The organism is Mycobacterium sp. 852002-40037_SCH5390672 (assembly GCF_001665875.1).
GTDB lineage: Bacteria > Actinomycetota > Actinomycetes > Mycobacteriales > Mycobacteriaceae > Mycobacterium.
Genome location: NZ_LZTA01000078.1, coordinates 85,816 through 103,874 on the forward strand (window position 1 = coordinate 85,816; position 18,059 = coordinate 103,874).

Consider the following 18,059-nt stretch of genomic DNA (forward strand, 5'->3'; position numbering starts at 1 on the left):
CCTCGATTCGCTGGTTTCCCGGGATAGCAAGTATCTCAACCGAGACGGCCGGTCGAAAGTTGACTATCCGGGTTCCCGCTGCCCGCCGTTGAAATCACGTCCACCATAGAGGCATAGCACCTGTCATGCGCGCCGACGAATGTCAGAACCGTCACGTGAGCTGCTCCGCGGCGTTGCGCAACGTCTCCTATGGGCAGGGGCCGATATCGCCCAGCCCACCCGTCGACAACACTGTCATGCGATACCTCGCGAAGGTTTCGGCGCGGCAAGTTCCCGCAGCGAAGACAGGAACAGCTCATCCATCCTTGGGCTCAAGTCGGCCAGCGTCGCGGCGCTGGCGTAGCCGGCGGAACCAAAGACGCGTTCGAGCGCATCGGTAGCAGTAGTGGCGCCGATGGAAAGGCAAAGGCAGGCAACGCCTTCCGTGCGGAGTTCGTCGAGGGCCTTGTAGCAGTCGGCTTCGGCGTAACGGCCTTCGTAGCCGTCGTCGTAGGGAAACCCATCGGAAAGGACGACCAGCAGCCGATTCGGTGTGCCCGCATCGGTTTTGAGGATTTCGCCCGCACCTCGGATCCCGGCACCAAGGCGTGTGTAGCCCGACGGTTCGAGCTGGTTGAGCCGCGCTCGGCCGATAGCGCCGAAATTTTGGTCGAACGTCTTGATGACCGGCAGATGGACCGCGTGGCGGCCCTGTGATCGAAATGCGTAGACGGCGACGCGGTCACCAAGTTCTTCGAGTGTGACGGCCAGAGTGGCGGCCGCCCGTCGCTGGTGGTCGTGCACCGCGAGGCCGTCCGAATCGGCGTCGACGGCTGACCCGGAGGCGTCGATCAGAATGAGCACGCCGAGATTGCGGGCGAGTTTGCGGCGCTCGGTGTAGACGTGTTCGGGCGGGGAGAAGCCGGATTGCAGATCGACGAACAGGTCGATGAGCGCCTCGATGTCCAGGTCGTCGCCGTCGGCGCGGCCGCGCAGTACCTTCGGGCCGAGCCCCACGCGAGCCAGGCGTCGCCGCAGCACGTCGTCGTGTGCCACACCGGCATCGGAGACGTCGGCGGCGATGGTCAGTGGAAAGTCGATGACCCGGCACCAGTCAGGCTTGTACCGGTCGTTGAAGACGTCCCACTCCGGATACAGGGCGCCGCCGACGCCCATCGCGGCACCGGGTTTGCCGTGATCGGTGAAGTGGACCCGGGTGGGCACGGGACGCGCATTCGGGCCGATCTCCTGCACCCGCCGGATCGAGCGAACCGTCATCTCGGCGCCCGCGGCACCCTCTCCCGGGGAACGCGATCCTCCGAACATCTTGCGGAAGTAGTCCGACATCGACTGGTTGTTGAAGAGCGGGCTTTCAAACAGTTTGAGGATCTTGCTCTCCCCGGACTTCCCGCCGTCATCGTCTTCGTCGTCGTCCTGCGATTCGGACATGTCGATGGGATCGAACTGCAGTCGGAGATCTTTGTTGGTGGCCTGCCCGCCCGGTCCTGCGGGCGCCGCCATCAAGCGCGAGGGCTTGATGACACCGAACCACTCGGGTGGGTCGGGCACCTTGGTTCGGCTCTTGGCCACCTTGAGTGACTCATCGGCGGTGGCGGTGCCCGGTCGTCCATCGGGTAGCAGCGCGGCATCGAGTGGAATCTGTCGGGCGAGTTCGCCGAGAACCCGCCGACCTTCGAGTGCCAGGTAGCGGCGCGCCAATGTGGAACGTGCCCGCAATCCCTTCACCAATCGCGGCTCAAGGCTGCCCGCGCCGAGAAGTGCGGCCTGAACCACCATCTCGCGGCGCTGCTCCTCGACGGGGGCGCCGGACGAGACGAAGATGAACTGGCCGTTCGTGTGCGCGGGCTGGCCGGCCGGCGCCTCGGTGACTTCGACGGACCTGCCGGCGATGTAGGTGGCGAGGAACCGGAACCGGTCAGGGTGGTGGGGATTGGAAGCGTCGGTCACTTCTGGGGCAGGACGGTATTGACGAGTTCGTCGAGGGCACGGATGACATCGTCGTCGTCGGAGAGCACCTGGACGACGGCCGCGTGGACTGCACTGCGCAGATTCAGTCCTTCGGCGGCAAGGCCGCCGGCGAGAATCAACATGCGAGTGGAGGACACTTCGCGCAACGGTGAGCCGTCGAGGTTTCGGATGGCGTACGCGAGCTTGACCAACGAACGTGCGGTCTCGGTGTCGATCCCGGCTTCGTAGGCGACCACCTCGGTCTCGATCTCGGGCGATGGGTAGCCGAGCTCGATGGCGACGAAGCGCTGACGGGTCGACTCCTTGAGGTTCTTCAGGACGCTCTGGTATCCGGGGTTGTAGGAAATCACCAGCTGGAATCCGGGCGCCGCCCGCAACGTCGTGCCGAGCCGGTCGACGGGCAGCTCGCGGCGGTGATCGGCGAGCGGATGGATGACCACGGTGGTGTCCTGGCGCGCCTCCACCACCTCGTCCAGATAGAAGATGGCGCCCTCGCGCACCGCGCGGGTCAACGGCCCGTCCACCCAGACCGTTTCACCGCCCTTGAGCAGGAACCGGCCCACCAGATCGGCCGACGTCATGTCCTCGTGGCCCGCAACGGTAATCAGGTCCCGGCCCAGCTGGTGGGCCATCGCCTCCACGAATCGTGTTTTCCCGCATCCCGTCGGGCCTTTCAACAGGACCGGCAGGCCTCGGCCGGCCGCCGCGCGGAAGACCTCCACCTCGTCGCCGACGGCACGGTAGAACGGCGCGTTCGAAACCGAGCGAACGGTCGCGGGTTGACTGTTCAGCAATTACTTCCCCCGATCGAGCGGAACGTTGTTGGGAAGTTTTACGCCCTCGGGTAGGACAAGCTTCCCGTCGTGGTTGATGTAGCCGGAATTCGTCAGGGGCACCGGTAGCGCAGGATCGGGGCACGGCCGATCGGTGTCTGCGCCGCAGATGCCCATCAGGAAGTACGAGCGCTTCAGGATGTCGTCGGGCCAGGGGTCTTGGTGCATGGCGAACCACTGCGCCGGAAGGTTGTAGAAGACGAAGAAGAAGGCGCTGCAGGCGGCGAAGATCGCCAGGAAGCGGGTGAGCTGCTGCTTGGCAAAGCCGCCCTGGACTCGTTCGAGTCCCCGTTCAACGAACGTCCGGCCGTGGTCGTCGGCGAAGAAGCGCATGCAGCACAGGCCGGCCTGTACGCCGCCCCACATCAGCCCTTCGTAGAGGGGCCACTGGTAGTACGTGCCGGCATTGACCGACAGCGCCCGAATCGCACCGGGGTAGGTGAACAGCCCCATCGGCATGAGGAACAGACCCTCGATGACGAAGTCGAAGAAGAAGGTCCAGGCGATCACCACGCCGATCAAGCCGAAGGTGTTGATGTTGGGCCACCGCTGCTTGGCTTTGCGCATCACCCAGCAGCCGAGCATCGTGCATAGCAGGACGAAAAAGTAGCCGGGAGCGTTCATCAGGAACGGCTCGGCCATCATGGCACCCGGTTTCCCGAACGACACCCAACCCGGAATGTCCTGGACCCACGAGCCCCGGTTCCACATCCAGGTGTTGTACGTGCTCCACGTGTTGAAGTAGTTCAGCAGCGGATCCTGAAAGAACAGCAGGCCGCATGAGATCAGGAGCATGCCGTCCAGGGTGATTCGCCGCTCCCGACGCCACGGCCGAATGATGAACCACCAGAAGGCAACCGGCAGCCCGACGACGATGACGGCGGTCCAGGTGAAGAGGATCGCCTTCATGAGGGTCGGTGGCTCGCTGGGTCCCGGAGGAACCCGCTCGAAGTTGGGCCCGGCGATCCAGCGGATCCACACGTACAGCTGAAATGCCAGAATGGCGCCCCCGGCGATGGCCCAGATCCGCACGGGCTTGGCCTTGGGAGCAGGCTTGGTCCCCAGTGAACCCACGTCCCCGAGCGACTCGGTAACGAAGGGCGCGCTCTTCTTATTCGACAGTTCGGTCATGACACTGCCCCTCCTGAATCGTCGTGATACAGCGTCCGCGAACCCGACTGCGCCCGAGACGCGAACCGGCCACGGTGCACCCGCACTAGGCATGCCCACGCTCACGATGAGTGATTAGTCGCTGAGCTCCGACAGCCGGGCCTCCGGTTAACATACCAATCGGTATCTCAATAACCAAGGATATTCTCAGATTCTATGGCAGAATCGCGACATGGTGGAGCGCTGGACTCGAGAGCGGCGCCTCGAGCACACCCGTTCGCTGCTGCTGGATGCAGCGGAGGAGGTGTTTGCCGAAAAGGGCTTCATGGCAGCGTCTCTCGACGACATCGCACACACCGCGGGCTATACGAAGGGCGCCATCTACAAGCACTTCGCCACGAAGGAAGACCTGTTCCTGGCGGTGAGCGATCGGTACTGGCGTCGGTATTTCGACAACTTCTCCGAGGTGATGTCGACCGCCACCCAGATCGGGGCGCGCGAACTCGACCAAATCGCCGAGCGATGGCGCAAACTAAGCCAGGATCGCGGCGCCGAGCACGCCGCATTGGGACACGAATTCACCCTGTATCTACTTCGCAACCCCGACGCACGGGAACGGGTGGCCGCGAAGCGAGCAGAAGTCGTCGAGGCACTGGCCAAGTTCATCGTCGAGGGGATAAACCGCCTGGGCGGAGCGCTGCTGATCCCTCCATTGACATTCGCCCACATACTCGTCGCCACCACTGACTCCGTCATGCTGGGCAGCCAGCTCGACGACATCGACCTTTACCGGCCCACGCTCGAAATGTATGTGTCCGTGATCAAATTGCCTTGAGCACAAGGGCGTTCACGCGATACTGACTATTTGGCCTTCACCAGCCGTTGTGAAACCTGGAGCATCACTCGCCTCGGCGTGAATCGATAACTTTGGGCCAGTAGCGCATTGCGCCACCCCGAGACGACGGTGGGCGTTGTCTTGTCGATCGCCTTCATCGCTGTGTCGACGACCTGCTCAGGCGTCTGCCGTCCGCTGGTCAGAAATTCTTCACCTGTGCGTGCGAAGAACTCCGTCTCAGTGGCACCTGGGCAGAGGGTGAGCACGCGTACGCCGGTGGACTTCGTCTCCTGCCACAGCGCCTCGGTGAATGACAACACGAACGCCTTGGTGGCGCCGTAGACGGCCATCCCGGGGTCGGGCTGAAAGCCCGCGATAGACGAGACGTTGATGATCAGTCCGTGCCGGGCCACGACCATCGCGGGCAGAAACAACGCGGTGAGTTCAACGAGCGTCGTGCAGTTCAGTTGGATCTGCGACGCATTTTCATCGGCCTTCTGCTGAGCGAAGTCACCGTGCAGACCGATGCCGGCATTGTTGATGAGAATGTCGATCCGGCGCCCGAGTTCGCCTATCTGGGAGGCTAATTCGGCCGCTGAGCCCGGAACCGACAGGTCGGCGGCAATCACATCTACCGTCAGCCCCGGGAACGATTGGAGCAGTCTGCTGCGCAGTTGGTCCAGCTTGTTTTGACGCCGCGCGACGAGCACGAGGTTAACTCCGCGTCTGGCCAGCTGGACAGCGAACTCCTCGCCGATCCCACCGCTGGAACCAGTGATCAACGCGGTGTCATTGTTGAGGTTCATGGGGACTCCCGAATCAAGGTCCGCATCAGAGGGGCTGGCGGAAGGGTGAGGCTTCGACACCGAGGAACTGCAGCAGTGCGGCCACTTTGTCGTCGAGTCCGAGGCCGACCCGGGTGACCTCGTCGATGCCCAGACTGCCGAACGCCGTGCTGGGCTGATCGAGACTGAACACGGCGTCGCCGTTGGCGTCGCTGAACAGCAGCACCCGCAACGGGGCGTACAGCAGGGCGTGTGGGTCGTGGCGGAACATGCTCTCCGCGATGACGTGGTTCCCCAGCAGATATTCGACCGCCTTGGTGGTGTTGCCGGCCAATGACATCACCGCCGTCGCGTCAATGGTCGCGTAGCGGATCAGCTGGTGTGGCGCCATCTTCTCGACCGCGGCCCGCATGTCCGACCAGGAACCACCGGCCTCGGTGATCCGCTCGATGGGCTCAGCGTCGAACTCCGGCGCGGCCTGCTCGAATCGTGATCTGAACTCGTCGAACGGCATTCCGGTGGAGACGTCGACCCGGGTCATGACATGTGACGCCGTGTTCACTGTCCAACCACCCACGTTCGCCTCCTCGATTGTTGGTTCGTTGAATGAACCGTTGTGGTCTCACCATAGAGTTCATTGACCGAACCTGCAAGTGCAATAATGGGGCATGGCCCTACCGCGTGAGTATCCCGGCGAAAACTGCCCGATCGCCCGGTCGCTGGAGATCATCGGTGAACGCTGGACGCTGCTCATCGTGCGCGACGCGTTCTACGGCGTCCGACGGTTCACCGATTTCCAGACCCACCTCGACATCCCCAAAGCGGTTCTGTCCCAACGTTTGGCGCTTCTCGTCCAGGAAGGAGTGCTGGGCACCGCGGCGTCGGTTACCGGTGGCCGCGACGAGTACGTCCTCACGTCCAAGGGCCGACAGCTGTGGCCGGTGTTAGCCACACTCGCCCAGTGGGGCGCCCAGAATTACCAGACGGCCGAGCAACGGCGGACCTTCGTCCATGCCGGGTGTGGCGGAAAGCTCAGCCCGCGCGGCGTGTGCGCCCGCTGCGGAGAAACCCCGGGCCCGGCGGACATGGCGACGTCGCCGCCGCGGCAATCCCGGGTCAGACGCGACGACGCGATCAGCAAGGCACTGCAGCACCCGCACCGGCTGTTGGAACCCATCCAGCCGACCACAACGTCATCCGGAAGCCCGCGCTACTGAGCCACATCCGGCATGGTGACACCTTGATCACCGCGCCCCGGCCAGCTCCGCGATGGTGTTGACCCGCCGGACAGCCGCGGCGATCTCGTCGGCGAACTCGCGGCGCCGCCGGGCGATATCCAGGTTCTCGACACCGTCGACCAGTTCGCGATGCCGGGCCAATCGCAGCGCCGTCTTGAACAACTCCATCGACCTCGACTCGGCACTGGCGATCCTGCGTTGCAGCTCCCACTGCTTGCCCACCTCGAGGCACTCGGCGAGAAATGCGTCCTCGTCGAACGATTCGTCCTCGTAGTCGGCGAGCCGGTCGGCGACGATGTGATAAGCGTCGAGGAAGGGGCGCAGCACCAGGTGGGCCAGCAGGACGTCGGCCTTTTCCAGAAGGCCGCGCACGTCGGCCGCCCCGGCCGCCTTGCTGGTGTCATCCACCCGCCCGATCAGGCGCACCTCGTCGGCGAGTTCCTTCTCGAACTGCGCGCGCGCCGAGAACAGGAATTCGAATTTCAGCAACTCGCGCAGGCGCAGCGCCTCATCGCGCACAGCGGTCGGTTGTACCAACCCGTCCACCGAACCCTCGGCGTCCTCCGTAGCAGCCAGCAATGCCGTCTCGGCGATCGCCCGGTCGACCACGATGTGAATGGCGGCGTTGCGGTAGAACGCGGCGACCAGGTGCTGCTCGGCCCCGATGCCCCAGACCGGTTCGGTGCCGGCGTCGTACACGCTGACGACCCCGGAGGCGACCAACTGGTGCAGGGTCCAGCGGATGGTCGAACGATTCGTCAGGTCGGCGGCGCCTGCCACCTTCCAGTTGCGCGCCGCGATGTAGCTCGCCAGCGGGCGCACGGTGGCCAGCACTTCGCTGATGGACAGCGAGCGGTCCGCGCCCAGCAGCGCCAGACTCACCACCGCGGTCGGCGTGACGGGCGTGGCGCGGTTGATTCGGTGTTCGACGTCCAACGCGATGCGTTCGATCTCGGTGCCGGTGCCGGACTCCTCGGCGCGCAGCTCCTCGAGGCGCTTGCGCAGCGGCAGCGGTTCACCGAAGTCGAGGTAGGCGCGGCCGAGCCGCTCACCCTGCTGTCGCGCCAGCCTGATCAGGAAGCGAAAGTCTTCAGGCCGTTTCGTCGCACCGTAGGCTTCGGTGGTCATGGCTTCCACCTCGTGCAGCTGGTCGTAGACGATCGAGGTCGGCACCAAATACACCTCGGGGCCGTCGATTTCGTCGACAGCGTCGCTGATGTACCGCAGAATCCCGAACACCGGCGGCCGCAGCTTGCCCGTCCTGGTCCGGCCGCCTTCGATGGACCAGGTCAGGTTGGCGTGGTTCTGCGCCAGCTGCGCGGCGTACGCGCGCAACACGAATCGGTAGACGGGAATGTCTTTCGTCTGGCGCCGGATGAAGATGGTTCCGGTGCGCTTTGCCCAGGCACCCATCGGGAAGAAGTTCAGGTTGGCCCCGCCGAAGGTGAGCGCGGGCGAGAGCCGGTTGGCCTGGATCACCTCGGGCAGCAGCAGCCCGTCCAGGTAAGAGCGATGCGAAAAGGCAAACGCCAGTGTGGCTTTGCGGTCGAGCTTGCGCAGCTGGGCGATCTGATCCTCGTCGGTCAGCACGTCGTAGGCCCGCATCAGCCAGCAACTGAAGCTGCGCCAGGCTTTTACCGCCCGCTCGTCGAGCGAGGGCGCCATCTCCCGCAGGTAGCAGGCGGCCTCGGCGCGCACGCCGCCCAGATCGCGGCCCAGCTCGTCGGCCAGCCGGCTCAGCCGCTCGTCATACCATGGTGCGCAGAGCAATTCGGCGACCTCGGCCGGATCCGTCGACAGCGGCGACGTTGATTCCTCGACGATACCGCTGCGCTGCAACACCTTTCGCATGCCGGCCTCGACAATTTCGCGGGCCGTCCCCGCCGGACCCCTGCTCATGCCGGCTGCACCGTGGCGGCTTGGGAGGGCTCGTGCACCTCAGGATGTGGTCGATCCGCGTAGAGCTGCTCGATCTCGTCGGCGTATTTCGCCATGATCGGTTTGCGTTTGAGTTTCATCGTCAGCGTGATCTCGTCCCCGCCGGGCTCCCACAGGGTGGGCAGGATGCGAAATCGTTTGATCTGTTCCACCCGGGCGAGTTTGTCGTTGCCCGCGGCCACCCCGGCGGCGATCTCAGCGATGACCTCCGGGTCGGCCGCCAGGGCGGCGGGTGAGGCGTCGGACAGGCCGCGCTGGGCCGCATACGGGCCGACCGAGTCGGCGTCGAAGACCATCAGCGCGGTGTTGTACGGTCGCCCCTCGCCGATGGTGATCATCACCCCGACCATGGGGCACGCGGCCAGGATGGTGTTCTCGATGTTGGCCGGGGACATGTTCTTTCCGGCCGCATTGATGATCAGCTCCTTCTTGCGGTCCACCACGCGCAGATAGCCTTGCGCGTCCGCCTCGAGGATGTCGCCGGTGTGCAGCCACCCGTCGGCGTCGATCGCCTCAGCCGTCTTCGCCGGTTCCTTGCGGTAGCCCTTCATCACCAGCGGACCGCGCACCAGATACTCGCCATCGTCGGCGATCCTGCCCTCCAACCCCGGCAGCAATCTGCCGACCGAGCCCAACCTGGCCTCGCTCGGATGGCTCACGGCCGCAACACAACTCAACTCGGACATTCCCCACACCTCGGCGATCGGAATGCCGATGCCGGCGAAGAAGGCCAACGTCTCCCTGGGGATCGGCGCCGCACCGGAGACCGCCCAGCGCAGTTCGCCGAAACCGAGCCGCTCGCGCAGCTTCGAGAGCACCAGCTCGTCGGCGTGGGCCCATTCGGCGGTCAGCTCGGCGGGCATCTCGGCGCCGGCCACCAGGGCGTCGGCGCGCTTGGCGGCGACCGACATCGCCCACTGCAGCGCCTGGCGCTTGACGTCGTCGGTCTCGTTGGCGATGGTGAATTCGATTCCCGCTTTGAGCTTTTCCCAGATCCGCGGAACCGCTGCCCACACCGTGGGCCGTACGTCGGGCAGCGCGAGCGCGATGGCGCGCGGGTCGTCGACGACGGTGACCTGAGCGCCGAACACCTCCAGGCCGTAGAGCCCCATCGCCCGGTCGGCGATGTGCGCCGAGGGGAGATAGGAGGTGACGCGGTCACCGAACTGCGAAGGCAGGACGGCGTTGAGGGCGTGCGATTCGAACAGCAGATTGGCGTGGGTCATCTCCACACCCTTGGGGTTTCCGGTGGTTCCGGAGGTGTAGATGAGTGTGACGACATCGTCGGGTTGTACCGCCCGCCAGGTTGATTCGAAATCGAAGTCGTCTTCAGCGGCCGCGTACAGCTGCTCGATCGACAAGGTGCCGGGCGGTGCGCCGTCGATGCAGACGATGTGCTCGATGGGTGCACCGCTGGCGCGGATGCGATCCACGTATTGCTCCTCGCAGATCGCGACGTTGGTGCCGGCGTTGTCGAACAGGTAGGTCAGCTGCTCGGCGGGCAGCGTGTTGTACACCGAAAACGATGTGGCGCCAAGGTGTTGGGCGCCGATTTCGAGCGGGTAGAACTCGATCCGGTTGGCCATCATCAGCGAGACCGTGTCGCCGCGCCGAATGCCCAACCCGGCCAGGCCGGCGGCGACCTTGCGCGCCTGTTCGGCGCACTCGCGCCAGGTCAGTGTCTGGGTTCCGCCGGGCGTGCGCAGCACGACCGCGTCGGGGTCGATCGCCGCGTTGCGCTGAAACGCCTCGCACAAGGTGGCCGGACCCTGGGCTGTCGTCATTTCCGTCCTCCTCGGCGCCACGTCGGCACTGCCTTCGTGAGCCTACGTCCGGGCAAAGGGGCAGGGAACATATCGCGTGACTTCGCCGGTGCGGCCGGGTCACGCCTCGGGGCGCCACAGCTGCACCGTGCTCGTCACGCCGCCAGGCAATTCCACCAGCTCGATCGGCGTGCCGTCGGGGTCGTAGATGAAGAACATCCGCACTCCCCCGATGTCGACGGGCTGGTCGGCCCGGACGCCGGGGTGCTCTCGCGCCACGGTCTCGTAGCTGGCGTCGAGATCGTCGACGCGAAACGACATGTTGGTGTAGCCCAGGTGCGGGCCGCTCGGGCACTCGGGCACCGCGCCCAACGACAACAACTCCACCATCGCCGCCCCGATCAGCCCGCCGACCATGCGGCCCTGCTGGGCGGCACCGCCGGTCACCGAATCCAGCCCGGCGCCCTCGAGTTCGACGTCGAACACCACGTCCATGCCCAGCACCGCGGTGTAAAAGGCCAGCGACGCCTCGATGTCGGAGACGCCGATGCAGAGGTGGGAGAAGTTCTGCACGGCGATGGGGTGCTGTTGGGTCATGAGGAGTCCTTGGCGGTGTGGGGTGGGTGAATGCCACAGGTACAGGCGTCAATTGAGGGACAGGTACAGCGCATCCCCCACTCGATCACGGCGCGGGCCCGGGTCAGCGACTCGATGTGGGCGTCGATCTCGGCGAGTTTGGCCTCGGCCAGTGCGCGGCTCACCGGCCGCCCGGGCGCGTCGTCGGCGAACAGCAGCTGGATCTCTTCCAACGAGAACCCGGCGGCCTTGCACAGCGCGATCACCTCGAGGCGGGCCAGAATCGAGTCGTCATACCGGCGCTGACCACCCCGCCGCGCCGGCTCCGGCACCAGGCCGATCTGTTCGTAGTAACGCAGCGCCGTTGCGGCCACTCCCGCCTCGCGCGCCACCTCCCCGATCGTCAGGCTTGGCGCCATCGCACCCTCCCGGGAATCCGCTTGCTTGACTTCGAGCCAACTCTAAGTCTTTCACTGTGGATATGGCTATCCCCCCACCCGCGAAACTGACCGGTTCCCGCTATGCCCGGCTGCGATCCTTCCGCCGCGACGGCACGCCCGTCGACACCCCGGTCTGGTTCGCGTTCGACGAAGACAGCCTGCTGTTCCGGACCAAGGTGGGCCCGAAGACTCAGCGGCTGGCCGCGCGCCGCGACGTCGAGCTCGCGGCCTGCGACTACCGCGGCCGGGTGCGCCCCGGCGCGACGACGGTGGCCGGCCGCGCCACGATCCTGTCCGGCGCCGAGGCCGCCAGAGCCAACCGGGTGCTGCACCGACGCTACGGCTGGCAATGGAACATCGTCCCGCTGATCAAGATTCCGGGCGTGACCAACGTGCACCGAGATCTCTGCGCGCGCGAGAAGTTACGGCGCGCCCGCGACCGCGGGGTGTGGCCGGGCAGCGTCATCGTGCGGGTGGAGCTGCCATGACGCGACCACCGGTGTCCGACCCGGTCCGCTCCCCCGGCATTCTCCAATGCTGCGGTGCCGCAGCAGGACTGGTGCTTGGCATGGTCCGCCCGAGGCGGCCCGACGAGCGGTTCATCCGCAGCGTCGTGGACGCGGGCCTACCGGCTCCCGGCGGCACCGTGACGGTGACCGCGCTGCCCCAAGTGCCACGTTCGGTGCCGACCGCCGCGATCGTCGAGGGCACCTTCACACCGGCCCGCGTCGAGAACTCCCTGACGTCGTTCGTCGTCTGTCACTCCGAAGCGACGTTCATCGTCGACCCCGCGGTGTGCCTCGATGTCGACCAGCGCGCCATCGCCCAACTGCCCGCGGTGTTACGGGTCGCCGTCCGCCCGCCGGACAGCACCATCCCCACCGTCACCGCATTGGCTCAGCTGCCCGACGCGCCGCACCTGGATTTCGCCTTGCCCACCCACGCGCATTGGGACCACGTCTCGGGTCTGCTGGACCTGCCGGATCTTCCCGTACGCCTGCACCGCGGCGAACATGAATGGATCAGTTCCGGTCTTGTCGCGCCCGTCGGTGGCGTGCGTGATTCGCTGCGCGGCAGGCCGGTCAGCGAATACGACCTGGATGGGCCGCCTGTACTGACCTTTACCGCAAGCCACGATCTCTTCCGTGACCAGTCCGTGCTGCTGGTCGACCTTGCCGGACACACTCCGGGCAGCGTCGGGGTGCTCGCCCACACCGGGCGGGGGTGGATCCTCATCGCCGGTGACGCGGCCTGGCACGCGATGCAGATCGAGAAGGTCCGCCAAAAGTCAAGCTATCCGGGTGTTTTGGTGGACGAGGACCGCGAAGAGACCTTCAAGACCCTGCAGCGCCTGCACCTGGCGCGGCACGCGGCCACGATCATCCCGACCCACGACCACCAGGCGGCGCTGGGGTTACCCGCCTAGGCAGCCCGGGCCGAGCAGCGCCTTGAGATCCCCCATCAGCGCCGGCGATGGCGTAACCCGAAGCGAGGCATCCAGTTCCAGCGTGGTGATCCGGTCCCCGCTGATCAGCCGCAGGTGCACCTGAGCCGTGCCGGGGTGGCGGGCCAGCACCTGCTTGAGCGCGGTGACCTTGTCGATGGTGCACTGCCGCGTCGGCAGGCTGACCGCCAGCGGCCGGTTCGGCTGCGCACTGGAAAAGTCGGGCACCACAAGCTCGTTGGCGATCAGCGCGACGCGGTCGTCGCGCAGCGACACCTTCGCCTTGATCAGCACCACGACGTCGTCGGCGATGTCGGCCCCGTGCACGGAGTACGCCTGCGGGAAGAACATCACCTCGATGCCACCGGTGAGGTCCTCTAATTGGGCTGATGCCCAAGGCATTCCGTTCTTGTTGACCCGACGGTTGACCGACGCGAGGATGCCGCCCACCCGCACCTGGGTGTCGTTGGGGACATCGCCGTCGAGGATGGCCGGAATCTGGGTGTCGACCTGCGCGGTCAGCAGGTGCGCCACTTGGTTGAGCGGATGCCCGGACACATACAGGCCCAGCATTTCTCGCTCCAGGGCGAGCTTGTGCTTGTCCTCCCACTCGTCGTCGGGCACCTTGATGTTGAACACAGAGTCGGTGACGCTGCCGTCACTGCCGCCGCCGAACAGGTCGAACTGGCCCATCGCCTCGGCCTTCTTGGTGCCCAGCACCGAGTCGACCGCGTCGGTGTGCACCAGGAACAGGCCCTTGCGGGCATGTCCCAGCGAGTCGAAGGCGCCGGCCTTGATCAACGACTCGGTGACCTTCTTGTTGCAGGCCGCGACGTCGATCTTGTTCAGGTAATCCGAGAAGTCGGTGAACTTGCCCTTGCCGTTGCGGGTGCCGATCAGCGAGCCCACGACGTTGGCGCCGACGTTGCGCACCGCCCCCAGCCCGAAGCGGATGTCCTTCCCGACCGACGCGAAGTTCACCAGGGACTCGTTGACGTCCGGCGGCAGCACCGTGATGCCGAGCTTGCGGCAGTCGGCCAGGTAGACCGCGGCCTTGTCCTTGTCGTCGCCCACCGACGTCAGCAGGCCGGCCATGTACTCGGCCGGATAGTTGGCCTTCAGGTAGGCGGTCCAATAGGAGACCAGGCCGTAGCCGGCCGCGTGTGACTTGTTGAACGCGTACCCGGCGAACGGAAGAATGGTGTCCCACAACGCTTTCACCGCTTTTTCGGAGAAGCCGTTGGCCGTCATGCCTTCGTAGAAGCCCTTGTACTCGGCCTCGAGCACCTCGAGCTTCTTCTTACCCATCGCCTTACGCAGCGCGTCGGCCTTACCCATCGTGTAGGAGGCGACCTTCTGGGCGATTAGCATGATCTGCTCTTGGTAGACGATCAGGCCGTGCGTCTCGGCCAGGATTTCGCGCAGCGGCTCCTCGAGCTCCGGGTGGATCGGCTTGACCGCCTGTCGACCGTTCTTGCGGTCGGCGTAATCGTTGTGGGCGTTCATGCCCATCGGCCCGGGCCGGTACAGCGCCAGCACCGCGACGATGTCGTTGAATTCGGTGGGCTGCATGCGGCGCAACAGATCTCGCATCGGGCCGCCGTCCAGCTGGAAGACGCCCAGGGTGTCACCGCGGCCGAGCAGCTCGTAGGTGGGCTCGTCGTCCAGCGGCACCGACTCCAGGTCGAGGTCGATTCCCCTGTTGGTCTTGATGTTTTCCAGCGCGTCGCCGATGATCGTCAGGTTCCGCAGGCCCAGGAAGTCCATCTTCAGCAGGCCGATTGCCTCACACGACGGGTAGTCCCAGCCGGTGATGATGGCCCCGTCCTGGGGCCGCTTCCACAGCGGGATGGCCTCGGTCAGCGGCTCACTGCTCATGATCACCGCGCACGCGTGCACGCCGGCGTTGCGGATCAAGCCTTCCAGGCCGCGCGCGGTCTGGTAGATGGTGCGCACGTCCGGATCGGTCTCGATGAGACCGCGGACCTCGGCGGCCTCCTTGAACCGCTCATGGCCAGGATCGGTGATGCCCGACAGCGGAATGTCTTTGGCCATGATCGGCGGCGGCAGCGCCTTGGTGATCCGGTCGGCGATCGCGAACCCGGGCTGGCCGTAGTGGATACGGGCCGAATCCTTAAGCGCCGCCTTGGTTTTGATGGTGCCGAAGGTGATGACCTGGGCGACGCGGTCCGAGCCCCACTTTTCGGCGGCGTAGCGCACCATCTCGCCGCGGCGACGGTCGTCGAAGTCGATATCGATGTCGGGTGCCGACGGACGCTCCGGGTTGAGGAAGCGCTCGAACAGCAGACCGTGCGGGATCGGGTCGATGTTGGTGATGCCCAGCGCGTAGGCCACCAGCGAGCCCGCCGCCGAGCCGCGGCCGGGTCCCACCCGGATGTCGACCGAGCGTGCGTAGTTGATCAGGTCGGCGACGATCAGGAAGTAGGACGGAAAGCCCTTGTCGCAGATGACCTTGATTTCATACTCGGCCCGCTCGATGTAGTCCTGCCCGACACCGGACGGGAAACGGCGCTGCAGCCCGGCGAGCACCTCGTGATGCAGCCAGGTGGCCTGGTCGTGTCCCTCGGGCACCGGGAAGATCGGCATCCGGTCGCGCGGCGCCCACACCTCGTCGTAGGACTGCACCCGCTCGGCGATCAGCAGGGTGGAGTCGCAGGCGCCGGGAACCTCGTCGTCCCAGATCTGGCGCATCTCGGCGGCCGACTTCAGGTAGTAGCCGTCGCCGTCGAACTTGAACCGGTTGGGGTCCGAGAGCGTCTTGCCGGTCTGCACGCACAGCAGCGCCTCGTGGTTGTGGGCGGCGTCGCGGGTGACGTAGTGGCAGTCGTTGGTGGCCAGCGGCGGGATGCCCAGCTTGCGGCCGATCTCCAGCAGGCCTTCGCGGACCCGCGTCTCGATGGACAGCCCGTGGTCCATCAGCTCCAGGAAGTAGTTGTCGGCGCCGAAGATCTCGCGCCACTTGGCGGCCGATTCCAGCGCCTCGCGCTCGTGGCCCAGCCGCAGCCGGGTCTGCACCTCACCCGACGGGCAGCCGGTGGTGGCGATGATGCCGTCGGCGTGTTCGGCGATGATCTCGGCGTCCATCCGCGACCACTTGCCGAGCTGGCCCTCGAAGGACGCCAGCGAGGACAGCTTGAACAGGTTGCGCAGGCCGGTGGCGTTCTCGGCCACCATCGTCATGTGCGTGTAGGAGCCACTGCCCGACACGTCGTCGGACTTCTGGCCGGGGTCACCCCACAGGATCCGCCGAGTGTCGAAGCGCGAGGCCGGCGCGATGTAGGCCTCGACGCCGATGATGGGCTTGATCCCGGCCTTGGTCGCCGCGGTGTAGAACTCGCTGGCGCCGAACATGTTTCCGTGGTCGGTCATCCCGACCGCGGGCATTTGCAGCCGGTCCACCTCGGCCAGCATCGGCGTGATCTTCGCGGCACCGTCCAACATCGAGTACTCGGTGTGGTTATGCAGGTGCACGAACGACGACTCGCGACGAACGCTCGCGTGAGGAGGCAACGAACCGGTCATAGGGACGCCAGTCTATGACCGCGGACCGACACGAGTTCGGCGTGTCGCCGCGTGTGTCTCGATGATTCGGTGACGACCCGCTGCGCCCGGTTCCCGCCGCGCTTGCGATCGCCCCGGGCCTCTTACCCGTACAACTCGACGAAGTTCTTCAGCGACTTCTGCACGTCGCCTTTGACGGCACGCGCCGCCGCCGAACCCACCGGACCGAACAGCGCCCGCCCACCCAGTTCGAGGCGCACACCCAGCGTCGATCCGTCGCCCGTGGGCCGCACCGTGAGCGTGACGGCGTATTTGGCCCCGCCTTTGCCGGACCCCGACATCGCCACCTCGTGCGGCGGGTCCCACTTGGTCACCGTCCAGGTCACGCGGTTGCGGAGGCCTTTGGCCCGCGCCACCCCGACGATCTGGGTGCCCTCGGCGATCTCGTCGGGCAGGTCGCTGCGCCATGCCTCGTGCATCACCAGCCAGTCGCCCAGGTCGGAGAGATCGGCGACGTGGTCCCACATGTCCTGCGGGGTCATCGGGACATCGGCGGTCAGGTCCACAGCAGCCACCGCCTGAGCCTAGCGCTTCGTCACATCCGCCACTGGGGTCTCACCGCCCAGGGACATGGTCCGTTGCCCGCCTTTGCGCGACAACGGGAGACGACGCGCCGGCAGCCCGCCGGCAACCCGATCCGCGGCCACCAGTTGTCGCTCAAAGGCGGGCATTTCGCCACCCGTCCGGCGGAGAGACGCATGTGGCGGGTGTGATCGGCCCGCTCTGACCGGCGAGGTCGTCAGGTCGTGGGACCGCCGCGGAATCGGTTGCCGATCCGGATGCCGGGCAACAGCAAACTGCGCGGCACGAACCGCCCGCCGGTGCTGACCACCTTGGGCACCACGCCGGGCACCACCGTGCGACGGCCGGACAGCATGCCGCCGATGGCCGCCTCGGCCACGTCGCGCGGCGAGACCTGAGCGATGGGGATGCTGAACCGCTCGGCGTTGGCGATCTCGGCCCACTCGGTCGGCACCGGTCCCGGGCACAGGCAGGTGACCGACACCCCCGTTCCGTGCAACTCCTCGTGCACCGCTTCGGAGAACGTCTGCACGAACGCCTTGCTGGCCGAATACACCGCCATGTAGGGAACCGGCTGAAATCCCGCGATCGACGCGATGTTCATCACCGCGCCGGCGCCGCGCTCGACCATGCCGGGCAGCGTCGCGTGGGTGAGCTCCATCAACGCCAGCGCGTTGAGGGTGACCTGCTCGCTCTCGCGGTCCACCGGCAACTCGTGAAACACCCCGCTGGTGCCGAAACCGGCGCTGTTGCACAGCCCGGCGATCGATTCGCTGCGCAGCCGGTTCGTCAGTTTGGCGCGAGCCTTGCCGTCGCTGAGATCCAGGGGCAGCACCTCGACGGCGACCGAGTATTCCTGGCCCACCTCGTTGGCCAGATCGTCGAGGCGCTCGCGGCGCCGCGCGACCAGCAACAGCGGGAAGCCGCGGCGGGCCAATCCGCGAGCCAGTTCGGCGCCGATACCCGACGAGGCGCCGGTGATGACAACGGTGGTCTGAATGTCAGGTTTTGGAAGGCTCATGGTG

General features: G+C 66.0%; 16 protein-coding genes. 4 read left to right on the top strand and 12 right to left on the bottom strand.

What is annotated here, in order from left to right:
* Positions 1-234: 234 nt before the first annotated feature.
* From A5782_RS13340 to A5782_RS13350, 3 genes are read right to left on the bottom strand one after another with little or no spacing between them, the layout of a single operon-like run.
* Positions 235-1,947 (bottom strand): nitric oxide reductase activation protein NorD, encoded by a 1,713-nt coding sequence (locus A5782_RS13340; RefSeq protein WP_067100324.1) that lies wholly within the window; start codon positions 1,945-1,947, stop codon positions 235-237.
* On the bottom strand, positions 1,944-2,762 hold the full coding sequence (locus A5782_RS13345; RefSeq protein WP_067100326.1) for a CbbQ/NirQ/NorQ/GpvN family protein: 819 nt from the start codon (positions 2,760-2,762) through the stop codon (positions 1,944-1,946). The genes A5782_RS13340 and A5782_RS13345 overlap by 4 nt, the downstream gene beginning before the upstream one ends.
* On the bottom strand, positions 2,763-3,932 hold the full coding sequence (locus A5782_RS13350; protein WP_067100329.1) for a spirocyclase AveC family protein: 1,170 nt from the start codon (positions 3,930-3,932) through the stop codon (positions 2,763-2,765). It lies immediately after the preceding gene.
* A gap of 211 nt (positions 3,933-4,143) precedes the next feature.
* Between A5782_RS13350 and A5782_RS13355 the strand changes: the two genes are divergently transcribed.
* Entirely contained in the window at positions 4,144-4,746 is a 603-nt protein-coding gene (locus A5782_RS13355) for a TetR/AcrR family transcriptional regulator (protein ID WP_067100332.1), read from the top strand.
* A 26-nt stretch (positions 4,747-4,772) separates the two neighbouring features.
* On the opposite strand, the gene A5782_RS13360 is transcribed toward A5782_RS13355, so the two are convergent.
* Complete coding sequence (locus A5782_RS13360) at positions 4,773-5,552, bottom strand: SDR family oxidoreductase (protein ID WP_067100335.1); 780 nt, start codon at positions 5,550-5,552, stop codon at positions 4,773-4,775.
* A 25-nt stretch (positions 5,553-5,577) separates the two neighbouring features.
* Complete coding sequence (locus tag A5782_RS13365; RefSeq protein WP_082942912.1) at positions 5,578-6,108, bottom strand: hypothetical protein; 531 nt, start codon at positions 6,106-6,108, stop codon at positions 5,578-5,580.
* A gap of 91 nt (positions 6,109-6,199) precedes the next feature.
* On the opposite strand from A5782_RS13365, the gene A5782_RS13370 reads away from it, so the two are divergent.
* Positions 6,200-6,748, top strand: a complete 549-nt coding sequence (locus A5782_RS13370) for a helix-turn-helix domain-containing protein (RefSeq protein WP_067100338.1) — start codon at positions 6,200-6,202, stop codon at positions 6,746-6,748.
* A 27-nt stretch (positions 6,749-6,775) separates the two neighbouring features.
* Here the strand turns inward: A5782_RS13370 and A5782_RS13375 are convergent, their stop codons facing one another.
* The 4 genes from A5782_RS13375 to A5782_RS13390 all read right to left on the bottom strand — a co-directional run bounded on the left by A5782_RS13375 (position 6,776) and on the right by A5782_RS13390 (position 11,465).
* The gene (locus tag A5782_RS13375) at positions 6,776-8,668 is read right to left on the bottom strand and encodes a lysophospholipid acyltransferase (protein WP_067100341.1); all 1,893 of its coding nucleotides are present in this window, start codon (positions 8,666-8,668) and stop codon (positions 6,776-6,778) included.
* Entirely contained in the window at positions 8,665-10,491 is a 1,827-nt protein-coding gene (gene fadD11 / locus A5782_RS13380) for a fatty acid--CoA ligase FadD11 (protein WP_067100344.1), read from the bottom strand. Before fadD11 ends, A5782_RS13375 begins: the two co-directional genes overlap by 4 nt.
* A gap of 99 nt (positions 10,492-10,590) precedes the next feature.
* A complete protein-coding gene (locus A5782_RS13385; protein WP_067100347.1) occupies positions 10,591-11,067 on the bottom strand; it encodes a VOC family protein in 477 nt (158 codons plus the stop codon).
* Positions 11,064-11,465 carry a helix-turn-helix domain-containing protein gene (locus A5782_RS13390; protein WP_067100349.1) on the bottom strand — a complete coding sequence of 134 codons (402 nt, stop codon included), beginning with the start codon at positions 11,463-11,465 and terminating at the stop codon, positions 11,064-11,066. The genes A5782_RS13385 and A5782_RS13390 overlap by 4 nt, the downstream gene beginning before the upstream one ends.
* A gap of 62 nt (positions 11,466-11,527) precedes the next feature.
* Here A5782_RS13390 and A5782_RS13395 point away from each other — a divergent pair, with 62 nt between their 5' ends.
* On the top strand, positions 11,528-11,974 hold the full coding sequence (locus A5782_RS13395) for a PPOX class F420-dependent oxidoreductase (protein WP_067100350.1): 447 nt from the start codon (positions 11,528-11,530) through the stop codon (positions 11,972-11,974).
* Positions 11,971-12,912 (top strand): MBL fold metallo-hydrolase, encoded by a 942-nt coding sequence (locus A5782_RS13400; protein WP_067100353.1) that lies wholly within the window; start codon positions 11,971-11,973, stop codon positions 12,910-12,912. Before A5782_RS13395 ends, A5782_RS13400 begins: the two co-directional genes overlap by 4 nt.
* On the opposite strand, the gene dnaE is transcribed toward A5782_RS13400, so the two are convergent.
* The 3 genes from dnaE to A5782_RS13415 all read right to left on the bottom strand — a co-directional run bounded on the left by dnaE (position 12,901) and on the right by A5782_RS13415 (position 18,055).
* Positions 12,901-16,473 carry a DNA polymerase III subunit alpha gene (gene dnaE / locus A5782_RS13405; protein ID WP_067100356.1) on the bottom strand — a complete coding sequence of 1,191 codons (3,573 nt, stop codon included), beginning with the start codon at positions 16,471-16,473 and terminating at the stop codon, positions 12,901-12,903. The two genes, A5782_RS13400 and dnaE, sit on opposite strands and share 12 nt — an antisense overlap.
* A gap of 122 nt (positions 16,474-16,595) precedes the next feature.
* Complete coding sequence (locus A5782_RS13410; RefSeq protein WP_067100358.1) at positions 16,596-17,027, bottom strand: SRPBCC family protein; 432 nt, start codon at positions 17,025-17,027, stop codon at positions 16,596-16,598.
* Positions 17,028-17,251: 224 nt separating this feature from the next.
* Positions 17,252-18,055 carry an SDR family oxidoreductase gene (locus A5782_RS13415; protein WP_067100361.1) on the bottom strand — a complete coding sequence of 268 codons (804 nt, stop codon included), beginning with the start codon at positions 18,053-18,055 and terminating at the stop codon, positions 17,252-17,254.
* Positions 18,056-18,059: the final 4 nt, after the last annotated feature.